21 protein-coding genes, 1 tRNA gene and 1 pseudogene are annotated in these 17,052 nt (G+C 67.9%); 12 read left to right on the forward strand and 11 right to left on the reverse strand.

Going from position 1 to position 17,052, the window contains the following annotated elements:
* Window positions 1–126: 126 nt before the first annotated feature.
* From EPD83_RS17845 to EPD83_RS17865, 5 genes are all read right to left on the reverse strand, one after another.
* Window positions 127–687 (reverse strand): TIGR02391 family protein, encoded by a 561-nt coding sequence (locus tag EPD83_RS17845; RefSeq protein WP_164896155.1) that lies wholly within the window; start codon window positions 685–687, stop codon window positions 127–129.
* Between the two features lie 4 nt (window positions 688–691).
* A complete protein-coding gene (locus EPD83_RS17850; RefSeq protein WP_165566953.1) occupies window positions 692–901 on the reverse strand; it encodes a hypothetical protein in 210 nt (69 codons plus the stop codon).
* A gap of 565 nt (window positions 902–1,466) precedes the next feature.
* Window positions 1,467–1,838, reverse strand: a complete 372-nt coding sequence (locus tag EPD83_RS17855; RefSeq protein WP_128365709.1) for an antibiotic biosynthesis monooxygenase family protein — start codon at window positions 1,836–1,838, stop codon at window positions 1,467–1,469.
* A gap of 184 nt (window positions 1,839–2,022) precedes the next feature.
* The gene (locus tag EPD83_RS17860) at window positions 2,023–2,370 is read right to left on the reverse strand and encodes a type II toxin-antitoxin system PemK/MazF family toxin (protein WP_128365710.1); all 348 of its coding nucleotides are present in this window, start codon (window positions 2,368–2,370) and stop codon (window positions 2,023–2,025) included.
* The gene (locus EPD83_RS17865; protein WP_128365711.1) at window positions 2,357–2,587 is read right to left on the reverse strand and encodes a ribbon-helix-helix domain-containing protein; all 231 of its coding nucleotides are present in this window, start codon (window positions 2,585–2,587) and stop codon (window positions 2,357–2,359) included. The genes EPD83_RS17860 and EPD83_RS17865 overlap by 14 nt, the downstream gene beginning before the upstream one ends.
* A gap of 132 nt (window positions 2,588–2,719) precedes the next feature.
* On the opposite strand from EPD83_RS17865, the gene EPD83_RS17870 reads away from it, so the two are divergent.
* From EPD83_RS17870 to EPD83_RS17885, 4 genes are all read left to right on the forward strand, one after another.
* On the forward strand, window positions 2,720–3,148 hold the full coding sequence (locus tag EPD83_RS17870) for an SMI1/KNR4 family protein (RefSeq protein WP_128365712.1): 429 nt from the start codon (window positions 2,720–2,722) through the stop codon (window positions 3,146–3,148).
* Between the two features lie 188 nt (window positions 3,149–3,336).
* A complete protein-coding gene (locus tag EPD83_RS17875) occupies window positions 3,337–4,008 on the forward strand; it encodes an MmcQ/YjbR family DNA-binding protein (RefSeq protein WP_128365713.1) in 672 nt (223 codons plus the stop codon).
* A 1,322-nt stretch (window positions 4,009–5,330) separates the two neighbouring features.
* Window positions 5,331–5,969, forward strand: coding sequence for a DNA-binding transcriptional response regulator (locus tag EPD83_RS17880; protein WP_128365714.1), 639 nt, complete (start codon window positions 5,331–5,333; stop codon window positions 5,967–5,969).
* A gap of 278 nt (window positions 5,970–6,247) precedes the next feature.
* Entirely contained in the window at window positions 6,248–7,123 is an 876-nt protein-coding gene (locus EPD83_RS17885; protein WP_164896158.1) for a sensor histidine kinase, read from the forward strand.
* A 77-nt stretch (window positions 7,124–7,200) separates the two neighbouring features.
* Here EPD83_RS17885 and EPD83_RS17890 read toward each other — a convergent pair whose 3' ends face one another.
* The 3 genes from EPD83_RS17890 to EPD83_RS17900 all read right to left on the reverse strand — a co-directional run bounded on the left by EPD83_RS17890 (window position 7,201) and on the right by EPD83_RS17900 (window position 9,696).
* Entirely contained in the window at window positions 7,201–8,124 is a 924-nt protein-coding gene (locus tag EPD83_RS17890) for a hypothetical protein (RefSeq protein ID WP_128365716.1), read from the reverse strand.
* A gap of 274 nt (window positions 8,125–8,398) precedes the next feature.
* Window positions 8,399–8,914, reverse strand: coding sequence for a GNAT family N-acetyltransferase (locus tag EPD83_RS17895; RefSeq protein WP_128365717.1), 516 nt, complete (start codon window positions 8,912–8,914; stop codon window positions 8,399–8,401).
* On the reverse strand, window positions 8,914–9,696 hold the full coding sequence (locus EPD83_RS17900) for a GntR family transcriptional regulator (protein WP_128365718.1): 783 nt from the start codon (window positions 9,694–9,696) through the stop codon (window positions 8,914–8,916). Before EPD83_RS17900 ends, EPD83_RS17895 begins: the two co-directional genes overlap by 1 nt.
* 75 nt (window positions 9,697–9,771) lie before the next feature.
* Between EPD83_RS17900 and EPD83_RS17905 the strand changes: the two genes are divergently transcribed.
* Genes EPD83_RS17905 through EPD83_RS17935 form a run of 7 tightly spaced genes read left to right on the forward strand, consistent with a single transcriptional unit; the run spans window position 9,772 to window position 15,301 of the window.
* Window positions 9,772–10,212, forward strand: a complete 441-nt coding sequence (locus EPD83_RS17905; protein WP_235950699.1) for a plasmid replication, integration and excision activator — start codon at window positions 9,772–9,774, stop codon at window positions 10,210–10,212.
* On the forward strand, window positions 10,209–10,469 hold the full coding sequence (locus EPD83_RS17910; RefSeq protein ID WP_128365719.1) for a hypothetical protein: 261 nt from the start codon (window positions 10,209–10,211) through the stop codon (window positions 10,467–10,469). The genes EPD83_RS17905 and EPD83_RS17910 overlap by 4 nt, the downstream gene beginning before the upstream one ends.
* Window positions 10,466–12,055 (forward strand): FtsK/SpoIIIE domain-containing protein, encoded by a 1,590-nt coding sequence (locus EPD83_RS17915; protein ID WP_205859593.1) that lies wholly within the window; start codon window positions 10,466–10,468, stop codon window positions 12,053–12,055. Before EPD83_RS17910 ends, EPD83_RS17915 begins: the two co-directional genes overlap by 4 nt.
* A complete protein-coding gene (locus EPD83_RS20900; protein WP_128365720.1) occupies window positions 12,052–12,429 on the forward strand; it encodes a WhiB family transcriptional regulator in 378 nt (125 codons plus the stop codon). Before EPD83_RS17915 ends, EPD83_RS20900 begins: the two co-directional genes overlap by 4 nt.
* Window positions 12,430–12,442: 13 nt before the next feature.
* Window positions 12,443–13,966, forward strand: a complete 1,524-nt coding sequence (locus tag EPD83_RS17925; RefSeq protein WP_128365721.1) for a replication initiator — start codon at window positions 12,443–12,445, stop codon at window positions 13,964–13,966.
* A gap of 32 nt (window positions 13,967–13,998) precedes the next feature.
* Window positions 13,999–14,199, forward strand: coding sequence for a helix-turn-helix domain-containing protein (locus EPD83_RS17930; protein WP_235950700.1), 201 nt, complete (start codon window positions 13,999–14,001; stop codon window positions 14,197–14,199).
* 1 nt (window position 14,200) lies between these two features.
* Window positions 14,201–15,301, forward strand: coding sequence for a tyrosine-type recombinase/integrase (locus EPD83_RS17935; protein WP_128365723.1), 1,101 nt, complete (start codon window positions 14,201–14,203; stop codon window positions 15,299–15,301).
* A gap of 41 nt (window positions 15,302–15,342) precedes the next feature.
* Here the strand turns inward: EPD83_RS17935 and EPD83_RS17940 are convergent.
* A tRNA-Ile gene (locus tag EPD83_RS17940) sits at window positions 15,343–15,416 on the reverse strand.
* Window positions 15,417–15,681: 265 nt separating this feature from the next.
* Here EPD83_RS17940 and EPD83_RS17945 point away from each other — a divergent pair.
* Entirely contained in the window at window positions 15,682–16,197 is a 516-nt protein-coding gene (locus tag EPD83_RS17945) for a DUF3145 domain-containing protein (protein ID WP_165566904.1), read from the forward strand.
* Between the two features lie 67 nt (window positions 16,198–16,264).
* Here EPD83_RS17945 and EPD83_RS17950 read toward each other — a convergent pair whose 3' ends face one another.
* Together EPD83_RS17950 and EPD83_RS17955 are read right to left on the reverse strand one after the other, a co-directional pair.
* Entirely contained in the window at window positions 16,265–16,828 is a 564-nt protein-coding gene (locus EPD83_RS17950; RefSeq protein WP_165566903.1) for a hypothetical protein, read from the reverse strand.
* Window positions 16,829–16,860: 32 nt separating this feature from the next.
* A pseudogene (locus EPD83_RS17955) lies at window positions 16,861–17,052 on the reverse strand (beta-ketoacyl-ACP synthase); the annotation flags it as partial.

Below are 17,052 nucleotides of genomic sequence, written 5' to 3' on the forward strand. Positions count from 1 at the left end.
TCGACGCCGTGCTTGAACGCCGACGGCGCGATGATCGGCTCACCCAACACCTGTCCAAGTTAACTTGCCAGCGTGTCTTGAGCAAGCGCGACCGACAAGTCTGTGGGACTGCCCCATATCGCCGCCTTACGACCCTTGGCGTTTTGCTTCGGCGGCGTCGAGACGGCGATGTAGCAGGCTCGCGAGCCCGAGGTACTCCAAGGCTTGCTGCGGATCCTCAGAGGAGAAGAGTTCATGGGCGCGAGGGTTCCTGATGCCGAGCATGACGCCGCGGAAGATTGCGTGGAACCCTTCTCGCTCGTCTCTACCGCTCTGGCCGTCGTGGACGGCTACGTCGATGAGCGGACAATCTTTCTGAAATGCGAAGGCATCACCCATCAACGACGCGCCGGACTTCGGCACCTCGGTCATTTCGCGTACGCGAACCTCCAAGGACTTGAAGGCCACTGCGACGGCGGGCTGGTAGTAGCCATCCGCGAAGAGCTCACCTGCTGCGTCCTGGACGGCCGAATGGAGGTTCTCGACACTGAGCCGACGTACCGGGGCCACGCGGGGCGGTGGTGGTGTCGCGCCCCACTCGACCTTGACTCGGTGCATCATCTCGGGCCCGGCACGAAGAACGGTGGCCTTCGCCACGTACCGCAGCTCGACGCCATCGTCTCCGCGGCGAGGGTCGGGCAGCTGCACGTAGTCACCCTCGAAACACGGGCGTATTGACGTCGAAGGAGCCGGTTTCGCCTTGGATGTGTGCCTCAGTCTCAAAGGACTCTTCATCCTCAGTGCCAGAATTGCGGATGACGCGCACCATCTCGGTGCCAAAGGCTGCACGCATCTGACTCATGAAGGGACTGCTGCTCGGGTTGTCGACCGGGCGGCCGCTGTTGAATCTCTGCAAAGGCATGCACCGATCCTCCCTCAGCTCCCGGACATCCGCGCCTTCGACAATCGCCCGAATGCCCGCGATGGAGACGCGCGTGCACACGACGAAGTTGTTGCCTGGCGCTGCCAACAGGTGCACCAAGCCGCCATGACGAGCGAGCTAACGCGCGCTGCTTGCGTCATAGCGCCGCCTGTCGACCGCACTCGTGGATCAGCTCCGCATCTCGTCAGCTCCGAGGCGCAGATCCCTGAAGTCCTCGACGGCCAGTCGTGCGGCACTCCCGAACCGTGTCGTGTTTCCCCCCGCCACTACGAAAATGTCGTCGATGACTTTAATTAGGGGGTGAGACCTCGCCAAAGCAGTCGTGCCAGGCGAACTCGACGAGCGCGAGGATGTCGAGCACCGCGTCGGCGGTGGGTCCGAACTCGGATACCGCTCTTCCTCTCCGAGCCGAACGCCGCTCCGACCTGCTGGTCACCATGAGCGCCACTCTGGCACGCCCCAGGTAGCGAAGGACTGCGGTCGGACGAAGGCGAGTCACACCGCCGCGAAGGCTGCGAGGGACCAGGCTCTTCTCCCGCCAGCCTTACCCGTCCGTCACCCGCGAAGAGGCTAGAGGGGAGTAGACGGTCACGCCCGCTGCTTCGAGAGCCTGGCGCAAGCCCGGGCTGGGCTCGCCACACACCTCGCCGGTCATGGTGCACACCTCGGACAACAGGCTGCTGACCTCCGCGATGTTCTGCATGTGCTCTAGACCGGCGGCGGAGTCGCGGTAGCGCTCATGCACGAAGCACTCTGTTCCTTCTTCGTTCAGGAACAGGTTGTACTCGATGGTTCCGGTGTCCTGATGGCGGACGATGTCTACGCATCGAGCCGCCAGCCTTTTGAACTCCTCGAGTCGACCCGAGTGGATTGTGATGCGGCTGGTGCCGTGCAGCTCGCTGGAAGTCGTTGACATCGGCCGATGCTACTGCCGTCCCTATCGCGGGGCCGGGGGATGTACGACAGTCTGCGCGCGATTGGGTTTGCCTCGGTGACGGGCGAAGGCCGCGGCGGCGCCTCGCAGCACCGACCAGGCGGGGTGCGATCCGCGTCTCTCCGCCGCGAGCCGAGCTTCGGTTCCGGGGGGCTGGTGCGACTGATCAGAGTTGAAGATGCAGGCGTAGCGCGTCGTCGAGTTGCGCCATCAGATGCGTCGGGACGTGCCCCAGGGGTGGGCCGATGCGTTCGACCGTAACCGACCGCACCTGCTCCGCTTGGGCCTTGGAGTCCACTCGAAGTCCGGTGTCCTCGGCGGGGAGGGCGACCTGGAAGGGGTAGACGCGGGTGAGGTTGCTGGTGACCGGGACGACAGTGACCACGCCGCGGCCCAGCCGGGTGGCGGTGGCGTTGGCCCGGTCGTTGGTGACGAGCACTGCGGGGCGACGCTTGTTTGCCTCCGCGGCGCGGGCCGGGTCGAGATCGACCAGACGGATCTCACCGCGCAGCATCGGCGACACCGTCGGAGGTGGTCTCCTCCCACGCGGCGGCGTCGCCCGAGGCTTCCCACTCCTCCCACGCGGCGGCGTAGGCGTCGTCGAGCTCGGGCTTGGCAAGGAGCCGGATGGCGCGTTGCACGGCCGCGGAGCGGGTCGAGATGCCGACGGCCTCGGCGTACCGGTCCAGTGCTGCGACGTCCTCGTCGGGGAGGCTGATGCTGAGCTTCACGAAGCAATCCTACCGGAGTAGGAAGGCAATGCTACCCATGCCGGTGCCGAAAAGGTGACCCTGAGGCATATCGCCGCAAATCGACCGCTCGCGAGGCGTTGGTGTGCAGGCGCCGTAGGCGAAGATGTGCGCGTGGTCGATGAGCGGATCGAGCCCGCCGTATGGGGCGAGCCTGTCGATGACGATGACCTCGCCGAGGTCGAGGACTCGTTGAAGGCCAGGATCCCGCCGCCTTGGAGGGCGTATCTCCAGGACCGGCGCTGGCTGCGTCACGGATGGCTGGAGTCGGGGGACTTCCTCCAATGCTTCGACCCGCGCCAGGCTCTCGAGAGGCTCGAAGCCTGGGAGGAGTCCGCTGATCTCCACCCAGGCATTTACCTTCTAGGAGGGGACGGCAGCCGAAATCTGTACTGCGTTGATCTGCGCCAGGAGAACCCCGCCGTGGGGCTCACTGACATGGTCAGCAGTGGATGGCACGATGTGGAGACGCTCGTAGCCAATGTCGAATCCTTCGTCGAGGCGATCCGCGACGGCTCCTTCCAGGCCTATCCCGACAGCTAACACCAGCGTCCGTGTGGGCGTCGAGCAGATCTCCGCGCGCACCACAGCGCGGGAAGTGTCCCTCTTCGCCGCAAGACGCCCACGGTGTTGTCGTCCACGAGGGGGCCCGGTCGAAAAGCTCCCGGGACGCACTCCACCACCGCTAGCAGTGCAATGGAGGTGTCAGGGTGCGCTGACAGACTTGGAGCGTGTCCAAGCGATCGCGCATCGAGCCCTCCGGTGCCGTGGTCGCCCGAATCGCGGACACGGCCTTGGCGCTCCCCGATGCCTACGAGGAGGACGCCTGGACGGGGGTGAGGTGGCGGGTCCGGACCAAGACCTTCGCCCACGTTGCCGTGTCGCAGGAGGGCTACCTGTCGTCTTACCGCGACCTGACCGGGGTGACTCGAGCGACCACCGTGCTGACCTTCCGGTCGGCCGGCGAGGAGCTATACGCCCTGACCCACATGGGGCCGCCGTTCTACAAGCCGCCATGGTCGCCCACCGTCGTCGGCGTGGTGCTCGACGACGGCACTGACTGGGACGAGGTCGCCGAGCTCGTGATCGAGAGCTACCGGTATTGCGCACCGGCGAAGCTCGCTCGCCAGCTGGATCAACGACGTCATGCGGTCCCTCCGCAGGTACAGGGCCTCCGGTCTGCCGGGCGTCACATACGTGACGCCGGCAGACCTCTCCGAGACCTGAGTCATTTGCGCCGCGTAGACCGCCCTCTCCGGAGCATGAGTGAGCGGTCGTTGCTCCGGCCGCAGTTTGACGTGGGCGTTACCACCTCGCCGGTCATCGTGCACACCTCGGACAGCAGCGTGCTGACGTCCGCCATGTTCAGCATGTGTTCCAGGCCGGCGGCCGAGTCGAGGTAGCACTATTGACCAAGCATTCGCTCTCGTATTCGTTCAGGAACAGGTCATAGTCCGTCCGCGTCCACGGCCCTGGTCCGCGTGCCGGCCGAGGGGGGCGGTGCCGGCAGGACGGGCTCGCCGGCCGGCCGCTGTCAGCCGCGGCGGTCCACGGGTGGGGCGTGTCGGGCTTGAACCGACGACCGACGGATTATGAGGCGGCTCGGGCTGTCTTGACGGGGTCTGTCGTGCGCCAATTCGTGCGTGGTTGGCTGCCGTTGGTGTGCTGGTGCATGACCGTGATTTCGACCTGGTGTGCCACGAACGTGCCACCGATCCGTAGCGGAGCAGGGGAGCCGGCCGCAGTGGTCGCGTCAAGGGTGACCGCAGGTCATCGCGCAGCGACGCGTAGCGCCCTTGATGCGGCCCGGAGGCGGGCGGAGAGTGGAGCGCAGGGTCGGCGGCTCGCAAGAAACCCAGAGGACGCGGTGTCGCGTTTCCGAGGCGCGCTCGATGGCAGTGCGGCATGGTCGTGCCATGGACTGGGGTGGAACGCGAACGGTGGTTGTGGCGGCGGTGGCCGGAGCGGTGGCGGGGGTTGGTGCGTCCTTTGTAGGTGTCCAGGCGGGCGTAGTGGCAGGGGCGGTCGGACCGCCTGGACCGGCAGGTGCGACTGGGCCCGCGGGGGCAAACGGGGATCCGGGTCCGGCGGGGCCGGCGGGATCAAGAGGGCCGAGAGGCCAGGGGATCGACGCGCTATCGACGTTCGATCGCGCGCAGTTCCTGGACGGCGTCCAGGTCTTGAGTTTGACGGGGCGATGCCCGGCTCAGTCGAAGGCGATCGGGCAAGTGGTCGCGTCGGTGACGGCTCAGACGGACGGGATCGTGTCCTCGCCTCTGGATGAGCAGGTGACGGGGCTTACGACTACGTCAGCGACGGTCTGTCAGTTCTAGCGCGGGGTGCGACGGGGTGCGCGGAGGGCGCGAAGCGCCCGGAGCGCGGGGTCCCTGTCGCGGGGCCCCGCGCTTCTGCGCGCCGGAGGCGCGCCTTGAGCCAGTAGAGAAAGTCCTCACCAGCAGGCTTCACGCGCGCCCCTGTCCGACGCGAGGCTTGAGGCCACCGGCGAGCGCTGGCACGGACCGTGCCTGCAGGGACGGGGCCAATGGAACGCGCAATCAGAGGGGATAGCGCGCGGGTCGTGGGTATCCCACGCCGCGTGCGTGCGCGAGGCTGGATTGGCACCCCTCGGAGGCCGCCCGCCAAACCTCTCGTAGCCGCCACCCCATCTTCCGTCACGCTCACAAGTCCATGCCGCACGTTCGATGTAGGCACTAGTCTTGAGGCTATGCTGTTCACCAGGGGGGCGCAGACGGAACCTGATATCGAGGTGCTTCGGGGGCGGGCGAGACTTCTCGTTATAGACGATCACGCGTTTCCGCACTCGAGGCTTTTCAAGAGAGATGGCTACTACTTCGAGCGCTGGCCCGAGATAAAGAACCTAACGCAACTTACTGATGGGCATTTCGATCTGATTTTGCTGGATCTTCAGGGCGTCGGATTGAATGAAAGTCCAGATCTCCAAGGGCTCGGGATTCTCGAGCATGTGAAGCGTTCTAACCCCGCTCAGATAGTAGTCGCGTATTCTGCGCAGACTCAGCGGCTTTCAGCAAACGCATATCTTGAACTGGCCGACGCGGTCATTGATAAGGATTCATCATACGTTACCTATAAAGATCTCGTGGATAAGTTCCTCTTACGGAGAGCAACGCCAGGATACTTCATCGAAGTCATGAATCGCGTCCTAGGGCCTGATGCTGCGTTGGTTCCACGGGCGGTGCCAAAAGCGCTTCGAGTACTGCGGGGAGGATCGCCGGCGACGTTGCGGCGGTATCTGACCGCGAAGTTACCCGATCCTGAGCAAGTCGATCGGGTCCTCACAATAGTTAGCATCGGAACGGCCGCCCTGCAAATGTTTGCGTCATGAAAGATGTTTGGGGGCTCTTTCCTTTTCCTACCCTACGAGAACAGCCCACCCACAACTTTATCTCGGGGTCGCTGATTGCAACCCCTGACGTCTGTGCTAGTTGCCCATCGCACGAGTGTATTGAGAAGTCCCGTGGCGAGGAGACAACTCTTCACGAATGCCGCTACGGCGTAAATTACGTACGAATCGATGAGGAACGACTGGTCGTTGGGGTCGTCGCGACGAATGCTCCCGCGCTCACCCGACGCGCGCGGCGGCGTGCCCGTCAGTCGCCAGCCATGCGCGTCAAGATGGCAGACCTACAAAACGCGGTCGATCGCGCACGAGGGCTGGGCCCGGGTGTGGTGGCAGATTGGAAGCGGTCGCGGGATGAGCTTCTTGCAAGGTTGCAAGACGATCCCGATATGTTCGCTGCTCTGGCTGAGCGGCTGCGACAGGACTTCGCGGAGACGCTCACCCAGAGTCATGACTTTTTGCAACTCGTCAAACTCGTGCGTGGATACAGCGAATCGCTATTGCTTGAGAAGCATCCGGGGATCAGTCCAGAGGATGCCGCTGAACGCTCACCAGCCGAAGGCGCGATCTTCTTTGCAACCGAGCTAATGCTCGTAAAAATGGACGCGCTGATATTTCTTAACGAGGTCAATCGCGCATTTGGATCTGAGAGCCGCGTTCGGATTCACCCTTACCTGCTAAAGTACTTGAGAATCTACGCATGGCAGGCGGATCAAAAGAATCTAACAATTCAACTTGTTGGGGAATGCTTCGCCAGCGCCTGGTACAACGCGAACGCCATTGGCGCGGTGTTTCAGGGTTTGCTGGACAACTTGGTGAAGTACGCCCCGGCGGGATCGAAAGCCGTAGTGCGCTTTGAGGATTACGAGGATGAAGTTGTCCTGCGGTTTGTGTCGCTGGGTCCAAAGATTGAGCGGTCCGAAGTTGAGAAGATCTTCCTTCCGGGATTCCGAGCGGTAGCTGCTAGGGCCACTGCGTCGGATGGTCTCGGGGTGGGTTTGGCGACTTCAAAGAGTATTTCCGACGCGTTAGGCTTGGGCCTACGGGTAGAGCAAGACGATGCACCCGACGAAAAGTATGCCGCTCGCTACGAGACGACGTTTTCAGTGCGGCTTCGCAAGCTTGACGCGCCTTCTTAACCGAGCGTCGTTCTCATGCCTCGGCGCAATCCGCCGTGGTGGTCTAGGGGGAAAGGCTTTGGCGGGGTTTTAAACAGTCAGGTGGTGCGGCGCTCGATCATGTCATCAGTAGTGGGTGCGTAGCGGCTCTTGGCGAATTCCTTGAATTCTTCGACTACGTCAGACCTGTCCTTTCGATAGGCGGCCTCGACCTGGCGAACGATAGTCGCATAACTGCGCTTCAGGCCGTCCTCCTTACGAAGTCGGTCCTTGGGTGTTGTGAGAAGGCGGCCGTCCTTCGTCCGCGTTGCGCGCTGCATCTGAACGTGAGTAAGGAGTGACGTGTCGTAGAAGCGGGTCGCGCTGAGCGTCAGTTCGTGCCTTGCCCAGCCTTTAGGCACGAGCAGGAGGGGCTGACCATCGACGGTGGGGAGCTCGACGTCAACATCCTTCCAAGTGAGGGATGAAGGGTCCCATGTCTGGCGCGAGACTGTGGCGAGTCCGGTGCCACCCGCCAGAGCGGGGTACTTACCGACCATCGCCTTCGTGAAGTCGGCCAACGGGCGATAGATCACCCTTGTGGTGAGGTCGGACGTAATGTCGTTTCCTACACCCGGGACGAAGAGGGGCATGTCTTCAATCTGCTTGAGGATGCCAATCCTGACGAGCGCGTGAGCGTCCGTTGTGAGGACGTCCCAAATGTCGGCGCCCACGCCTGCGGCGCCGCCGTGGCCGTCGAAGCCCGCGGCCGCCATACCCAGACGAGTTTCCCGCGGCTCCTCAAAATGTTGGAGGAGGTCCAACCCGGTTGCATGGTCCGCGCGCGAGCGGGAGACAGCGCAGCGGGTAACCATATTGAAGAACGTCTCAGTCGCATGGTTGGCCGAAGTGGCGAAGCGCTTGGGGCCGATCCCCATGCGCACAGCAAAAGGGTCGACGTACATTCGATTGTCTTGGTGAACGTTAACGTCTAGAAAGGGTACGTTCTGCGTGATTCCGTAGTACTGCGTGACAGTCGTCATGACCGTTCCTCTCTACCGTCGCGGTACGCGACACACGCAGAGGCGGACGTTGTGACCGCCCCTGCTGCGCGGTAGAGTTCCGGCTCGCCAGCCAAGCAAGCGTTCAGCCCCACCCGTCCCCACGGATGTGGGGCTTTACGCATGTGAGTAGCGCGGCAAGCAATGTAGTGGCCTAAGCGTCGACCCTTGCGGCGACACGCCGTGTGTCATCAACTCGGCCACGATCGCATGGCCACGGTCGAGTCCATTCGGGCGCGTATCGACGGGGGGACTGCTACGAAGCTACGGCGGTTGGGGCAGCCATCGCAATCGCTGGGACTGAGGACCCTCGGTCATCGGAATGCTTGAAGTTGCCAAGTCGAACCCACCCGAGGCGCTCGTACAGGTGGATCGCAGCGGCATCCTTGACCATGACATCCAGTACCAGTCGCCGGTCGGCGTCTGCCGAGGCCCTCATCACGGTGCGGATCAGCGCCTCTGCAATCCCTCGACACCGACTGACAGGCGAAACAAATAGCCGGCCCAGCACGGCTGCATCTCGCGAGTTGTGTGCCTCGGGGAGCAGCCGGGGGGCCTGGTCGTCGGGGCCGGGTTCGCTCATGGCCACGTGGCCGACCGGTTGCCAGTCAAGTTCGGCAGTCCATGCACCGAGCGCGTTGGGCAGGTCGAGCCACGCGAGCGGGTCGTCGACCCCCTCGACGGGGTAGCCGTCGGCCGCATGGACCTCGACGAGCACCTTGGCCAGAGCGGGCAAGTCGTCGTCTATGCGGGGCCGGATCGTTGCCGCCATCAGTTGTCCACCTTCATCGTGTAGTCGAGGCCCGAGTGGTCGGCTCTCATCTTGAACTCCGTCAACTCGAACGGTCGGCGTTGAGCGTCCAGGCCGGTGTGGGTGACAACGAGGAGCGGCACGCCGCCGGGCATGCGTAGGTCGCGCGCCTCGTCTCGGGTGGGCATGCGCGCGGTGACCTCTTCACGCGTGTAGGTGATGGCGTAGCCCTGGTCTTCGAACCGCGCGTAGAGGTCACCGGACCCGAGGTTGTCTCCCGTTGCGAGTTCGGTCCCCTCGGCGATTTTCCACGGGATGTAGGTGGTACCGATCTGGACGGGCTCACCGTCCACGAAGTACCAGTTGACGCGCTCGACGACGCTCTTGGTGCGAGGGGAGACATCCAGTCGCTCGGCGACGTGCGTGGGGGGTTGGACGCGGCCGATGCGGTCTAGGACGGCGTTTGGCGTGAGCCCCTGAGCGATGACCTCGGCATGGAAGGGCGAAAGCCCCGTCTCCTCGCGCACTTTGCGGGAGTAGCGGTGCTGTCCGAAGCGCAGCAAGCGGGGCTGGGCGCGGACGAACGCCCCGCGACCGTGCTCGGCTGTGACCAAGCCTTCGTCTGTCAGCAGGCGGACGGCTTCACGTGCTGTGTTGCGAGCGATGCCGTGCGTCTCGGCCAAGGTGCGCTCTGAGGGCAAGCGATCACCCGGAGACAGGTCGCCGCCGACGATCTGTCCCCGCAGCTCGTTCGCCAGTCTCCGGCTAGCCGGCTCGTGAACGTGTCGTGATGTCACTCCCATGATGACAGCCTAGCGAACTGGCGCAAGCCACTTGTTGACACCAGTGGCTCAAGCCACTTCAATAGTGTTACTGGCTTGAGCCAGTTCTATGAAGGGACTAGCGCGATGGCGATGCAACGGCGGATGAAGGTGGCGCACGGTGACGTGTTCCCGGCGGGCGCGTTCTTGAAGGGTGTCGTGGAGCCGGTGTCGGACTTCAACGCGTCCCCTCGGGAGGACGGGTCGCGTCCGCAGCAGGTGGACAAGGACACGGGTCTGCTGTTGTGGCAGGCAACGGTGCTGGACGCGGACGAGGAGGCCTCGCGGAAGGAGACGGCGGTGTCGGTGAAGTTCGCGGCGAAGCAGCAGCCGGTGCCGCCGGAGAACAAGTCTGGGATGCCGTGGACGCCGGTGGAGTTCGTCGGGTTGACGGCGTTGGCGTGGATCGATGACTCGGGTCCGCGGCCGCGGCTGGCGTGGTCGTTCCGGGCGGAGGGGATGGTCGCCCCGAGTGCCGGGTTGAAGGCGGCGTCGTGACCGCGGTCGACCTCGACGCGCTGGTCCGCTCGTTCGGGGTCGGTACGGACGAGGCGCTGGCGGAGGAGCTGCTGGGGGTGTATGCGCGGACCGAGGACGCGGCCGAGCACATCCTGCGGTTGGGGCACTCGGGTGAGGACGTGCCCGGGTTCGCCGAGGCGATGGCCAGCGTGGCCGGCTGGCTGGACGTCGCCGCCTCCTGCGTGGACCGGGCCCTGGCCGCGTGTGAGGCCCACGAGCGCGGCGAACCCCGATGACCACGACCGTCCGCACCGGGCCCCGGCCGCTGTCGACGGTCCTCAGCGGATGCGGGTGGCTGGCCCGGTGGCTGTGGGTCTGGCTGGCGGGACACCGCCGGCTCGTCGCCGCCTGGCTCGCGGTCTCGGTACTCACCTCCTGGACCCGGGCCGAGCCGCTGTGGGCCTGGATCGGGGTCGGCGCCGTCCTGGTGCTGGTCCTGGCTGCATGGGCGTGGTGGTTCCCCGCCGGCTACGAGCGCATCGTCGCCGGGCCCTCGCGACGTCGACGGTGGCGGCGATTCGTGCGCCGGAACTGGGCCGGTCTGGCGGACGCGTGCGGTTGGACCCGGATGGTCCGAGACCAGAGCACGAAGGAGCCGCGGCGGCGCACGGAGCCGTTGGTGCCTCGGTTGCGGTCGGTCCGGGCGTCCGGGTCGACGGTGACGCTGGTGGTGCGGGCCCGGCCGGGTCAGACCCTGGACCAGCTCGAAGCCGGCGTGCCGGGTCTGGCGGCGACGATGGACGCTCTGTCCTTCCGCTGCTCCGCGCACCGCGGGTCGACCTCGACCCTGCTGGTCGAGCTCGTCATGCACGACGCCCTCCGCGACCCGCGCGACGGCACCATCCCCGACGCGCCGACCACCGACCAGCCCGGCCGTCTGGTGCGGCTCGGACGCCGCGACGTCGGCGGCACCTGGACCCTGACCGTCGCCGGCCGACACACCCTGGTCGCCGGCTGCTCCGGCGCCGGAAAGGGGTCGGTGCTGTGGGGCCTGGTCGCCGGCCTCGCCCCCCTGGTGCCCTCGGACACGGTCCGGTTGTGGGGGATCGACCTCAAGCACGGCGTCGAGCTGCGGATGGGCCGCGCCCTGTTCGCCACCGTCGCCGACACCGGACCCGACGCCATCGCCGTCCTCACGGCGCTGCTCGACGTCGCCGAGACCCGCGGCCGCGCGATGGCCGGACAGGTCCGCGCCCACACCCCCACCCCCGGCGACCCGCTCCACGTCCTCGTCGTCGACGAGCTGGCCGACCTCGTGGCGTACTCGGACCGGGAGACCCGGATGGAAGCCACCCGGCTCCTGGCCCGGCTGCTGACCAAGGGGCGCGCTCTCGGGGTGGTGGTGGCGGCGTTCGTGCAGGACCCCCGCAAGGACGTCGTGACGATGCGGAACCTGTTCACCCAACGCGTCGCGCTGCGGCTGCTGTCGGACCAGGAGACCGCGATGGTCCTCGGCGACGGCGCCGCCCGCACCGCCCCCGCCCACCGGATCTCCCCGACCGCCCCCGGCACCGCCTGGGTGGTCGACGACGAAGGCGCCAGCGACCGGGTCCGCGCCGACTACTGGCCCGACCCCGTCATCCGGGACCTCGCCGCCCGCTACCCCTGCCGCGTCCACGTCGACCCCACACCAACAGTTCCGGCCGACGAGGACGGTTCGGACCGGTCGTCGGCCCAGCACGGGCCACGGCTGCACGCCGTCCCGGCCGCCCCTCCCGAACGGGCACCCCGCCCCCGCCGGCCCCGCTCCCCACGAGCACCCCGCACCCGTGCCACCGCCACCGCCACGACCGGGTCAGCTGAGACGAGCGCCGAGCGATGACCGCCGGACACCTGCCGGACCGGGTCGCCCTGCACCCGTTCGGGGTCCCGCTGCCCTACGTCCGCGCCAGTGACGCTGTCCTCGACGAGCTGGACGGCATCCGCTGGCGAGAGCGCGGCCTGTGCGCCGCCGACCCGGACGGGGGCTGGTTCGAGGACGTCCGCACCCCCGCCGCGCAGCGGGCCCGGCTGGTCTGTGCCGGCTGCCCGATCCGCCGCCGGTGCCTGGCCGCGGCGCTGCTGTACGGGGAGGAGTACGGCATCTGGGGCGGCCTCGACCCCGACCAGCGCCGACGCCTTGATGACGACCTGTACGACGGCGCCACCCTCGGGTCCGTCGTCGACGGCGCTCTCAACCCCGGCCGCGCCGCCTGACCCGAGCGTCGTCATGCCAACGTCCGCGCCCAGCCTCGACCGGTTCGCCGGCTACGGGCAGGACGCCGGACTCGACCTCCCCACCCTCGACGGCACCGCCGGCGCCGGGTTGCGGGCACGGTTCGCGGACGGATCGATGGACGCCTTCGCCGACACCCTGGCCGCCGTGCACAACTGCGCCCGACCGGTCCGGCTCGCCGGGACCTCCACCACCGTCGACACCGCGACCGGGGAGGTCCTCTCGACGTTCTCCTCGACCGACGCCCCGCTCGGGGTGCTGTACCGGCCCTGCGGCAACCGCCGCGCGCACGCCTGCCCCGCGTGCTCGCGCACCTACGCCCGGGACACCTTCGCCCTCATCCGGTCCGGCGTCGCCGGCGGCAAGACCGTCCCCGCCACGGTGGCGGACAACCCGCTGCTGTTCGCGACCTTCACCGCCCCCTCCTTCGGCCTCGTCCACGGCCATCGTGGCGGCACGGCATGCCGGCCCCGCCGTCGGGACGACCGGACCCACTGCCCCCACGGCCGGCCCCACTGGTGCACGCAGGTGCACGAACCCGGCGACTCCCGCTCCGGCGCGCCGCTCTGTGCGGAGTGCTACGACACCGCCTCGGCGGTCATCTGGCAGTGGCACGCACCCGAGCTGTGGCGACGCACCACCATCGCCCTCCGCCGCGCCGTCGCCGCCCACCTCGGCATCACCGAGTCCACCCTCGGGAAACACGCCTCGATCCAGTACGCCAAGGTCGCCGAGTACCAGGACCGCGGACTGGTCCACTTCCACGCCCTGATTCGGCTCGACGGACCCGCCGCCGCCGGGATCGGCGCCCCCGCCCCCGCCGCCCTCGACGGCCCCGCGCTGGCCGCGCTCGTCCGGGATGTCGCGCCGACCGTGACGGTGCTGGCCGAACCGGTCGACGCCGACGACACCCCACGGGTCCTGGCCTGGGGCGCGCAGCTCGACGTCCGCGTCGTCACCGCCGGCCGCCGAGTCGATGACCCCGACGCCGCCCTCACCCCGGGACAGGTCGCCGGCTACCTCGCGAAGTACGCCACAAAGGACGTCTCCGGCCTGCACGCCGAAGGACAACACCGCCACCACATCGCCGCCCTCCGCGCATCCTGCGCCGACCTGGCCGGCCGCGCCGCCCGCCACCACCCCGAGGACCACGACTACCAGCGGATGACCCGTTGGGTGCACATGCTCGCCTTCCGCGGCCACTTCGGCACCAAGTCCCGCCGCTACTCCATCACCCTCGGCGCTCTCCGACGAGCGCGCACCCGCTGGCAGACCCTCGCCGCCGAGTCACGCCGCACCGGCCAACCCATCGACACCCGGGACCTCGAGCGCCGGCTCCTGGCCGACGAGGACGACCAGACCACCGTGGTCGTCGGGTCCTGGACCTACCTCGGCACCGGCTGGCGCGACCCCGCCGAGGAAGCCCTCGCCATCGCCGCCGCGGCCCGCGCCAGGGAGTACGACCAATGGCGGGCGGAGCAAATGGTGCGGATGCCGGACGGAAACCGAGACGACTGAACGGAGTTGGAGCGATGAGAGCAATACCTGTCGTGGCGCACGAGGATCCGGCGCCACCGACGTGCGAGCGGTTGTGGACGATCGACGACCTGTCGGCGTTCCTCGGGGTGCCGGTGGCGACCCTCTACCAGTGGCGGCACAAGGGGGAGGGGCCTCCGGCGATGCGGCGGGGCAAGCACCTGAGGTTCGACCCGGATCGGGTGCGCGTCTGGGTGACGACGCAGGGCGGCTGACGTGGCCAGCGTTGGGCGGGATCTGCGGAACGGCCGCTGGCTGGCCCGCTGGCGCGATCCGACCGGGCGCCAGCACAAGAAATCGTTCCGGCGGAAGATCGACGCCCAGCGGTGGCTCGACCAGATGCTGGCCGAGATGCACCGCGGTCAGTACGTCGACCCTGCGGCCTCGAAGCTGCGCGTCGCCACCTTCGCCGAGTCCTGGGCGTCGGGCCTGGGCCACCTGAAGCCGTCGACACGGGAGCGGTACAGGTCGATCGTCCGCCGACACATCGTGCCGACCTGGGGAGCCTGGCCGCTCGGCTCGGTGGCGCACTCGGACGTCGCGACCTGGCTGGCCGAGCTGTCGGCGTCGGGATTGCGGCCGGGGTCGGTGCGCCACATCCATCGGGTGTTCTCGTTGATCCTGGATGCGGCGGTCCACGACGGGCGGATCGCTCGAAATCCGGCGGCCGGGGTGCGGCTGCCCCGCCAGGTGCGCAGCGAGCCGAGGTTCCTCACGGCGGCCGAGGTGGGGCGCCTGGCCGATGGCGCGGGTCCGAACCGCTTGACCATCCTCGTCCTGGCTTTCACCGGCCTCCGGTTCGGAGAGCTCGCTGCGCTCAAGGTGAAGCGGGTCGACTTTGCGCGTCGCCGGCTGTGGGTGGCGCAGAGCGTGACCGAGGTCGGCGGGCGGTCGGAGTGGTCGACACCGAAGACGCACGAGGCCCGTTCGGTGCCGTTGCCTCGTTCGCTCGTCGAGCTGCTGAGAGCGCAATGCGCGGGCAAGGACCCCGAGGATCCCCTGTTTCCGGCGCCCAACGGGGGAGTGCTGCGGATCGGGAACTGGCGGCGCCGGGTGTTCGACCCCGCATGCGCGTCCGCCGGCCTGACTGGTGTGACTCCCCACGACCTGCGGCATACGGCGGCGTCGCTGGCAATCGCGAGTGGGGCGAACGTCAAGGCGGTGCAGCGGATGTTGGGCCACGCCTCGGCGGCGATGACCCTGGACATCTACGCAGGATTGTTCGGGGACGACCTCGACGGAGTCGCGGATGCACTGGACGCTCTTGTGCCACAAACGTGCCACATCGGGCTCGTGGAGGGGTCGGCGTCGGCATGAGGGACGAAGCGACTAGGGGTCTGAAATGGGTAAACGTCGTGTGGGGCGTGTCGGGCTTGAACCGACGACCGACGGATTATGAGTCCGCTGCTCTGACCGACTGAGCTAACGCCCCGTCCGCGGCGGCACGGCGTCGCGGGCCCGGTGAGCCTATCGGGGCGGCGGTGGCGACCCGGGACCGGCGAGGGTGCGGCGCGGTCGGGGGAGCGACGATCCGAAGCCGCGTGATCGCCGGGATCAGTGGTGCGGGTGCGCCTGGTGGTGCACAATGTGACGCACAACGGCACGTCCGCGTGCCCGCACACGAGATCGACAGCTCATCGGCTCACCACCTGCGACGGCGTTGGGGAAGACGTCCACCGCACGTGAAGGAGACCGAGATGTCTGTCGCGATGCCGCGCGCCGCCACGCGGGGAGTGCTCTACGTCCACTCCACGCCGAAGGCGCTGTGCCCGCACGTGGTCTGGGCCGTCGAGGGTGTCCTCGGGGCCCGCGTCAGCGTGCACTGGACCGAGCAGCCCGCGGCCCCGGGCCTGGTCCGCACCGAGCTCAGCTGGGCCGGCGAGGCCGGCACCGGTGCTCGCATCGCCTCCGCCCTGCGTGGCTGGGAGCACCTGCGCTACGAGGTCACCGAGGAGCCCAGCCCCGGCTGCGACGGCTCCCGCTGGTCGCACACCCCGCGCCTCGGCATCCACCACACCTGGACCTCCGCCAACGGGGACGCCGTCGTCAACGAGGACCGGCTGCGCGAGGTCGTCCTGCTCGCCCAAGGCAGCTCCGAGGCGATGCAGGAGATGCTCGAGGAGGTCCTCGGGCTCGAGTGGGACACCGAGCTCGAGCCCTTCCGCTACGCCGGTGACGGTGCACCCGTCCGCTGGCTGCACAAGGTCGGCTGACCCCGCAGGGCGACCTCGCGGTCCACCTGCTCCTGACTGACGACGCGGCGCTCCGGCGGCGAGGTGCTCACCGCAGGCGTCGCAACCGGTCGCCGAGAGCGGCCTCGAGGACGCCGTCCGCCTCGGGCGTCAGCAGCTCGCCGACGACGACGAGCACCGACGGCCCGGGGGTCTCCAGGACCAGGTCCGGCCCGACGCGGGCGGCGTGCACCACGTTCGCGAGGTCGATGCGACGGTCGACGCCGGGGGTGCGCAGCTCGAGCGTCGCCGGGGTGAAGGCGGCCCGGGACTCGCTGCCCGGCATGACCCGGGAGGAGACGAAGCGGCGGCAGCGGCGGCGGGTCAGGGCCGGGGCGCCGAGGACCTCGAAGGCCGCCAGGAGCACCGCGCACCCGCCGAAGAAGCCGGCGGTGGGGACGGGGGCCACGTCGACGACGAGGACCATCCCCGCGGCGACGAGCAGGAGACCCGCCGTGAGCCCGCCGACCCGGCGCGCCAGCCTCCGTCCGCGGCCCGGTCGGTGGAGCAGCCACGTCGCGAGGGCGTCGGCCTCACGCCGCGCGACCTCCCGGGACGCGGTGTACCGCGTCTCGACCGGCGCCCGTCGCGGCGCCGCCACCCCCTCGTCCACGGAGGAACGGTAGCCGGAGGAGGCCCGCCGGGTCAGACGCTCTTGACGACGAGGGCGACGTTGTGGCCGCCGAACCCGAAGGAGTTGTTGAGCGCGGCGATGTCCCCGTCGGGCAGGGTCCGGTGCTCCCCGCGGATGACGTCGAGGTCGACCTTGCTGTCGAGGTCCTCGACGTTGATGGCCGCCGGAGCGGTCCGGTGGTGCACCGCGAGCACGGTGAGCAG

The organism is Phycicoccus flavus, assembly GCF_004025965.2.
GTDB lineage: Bacteria > Actinomycetota > Actinomycetes > Actinomycetales > Dermatophilaceae > Phycicoccus > Phycicoccus flavus.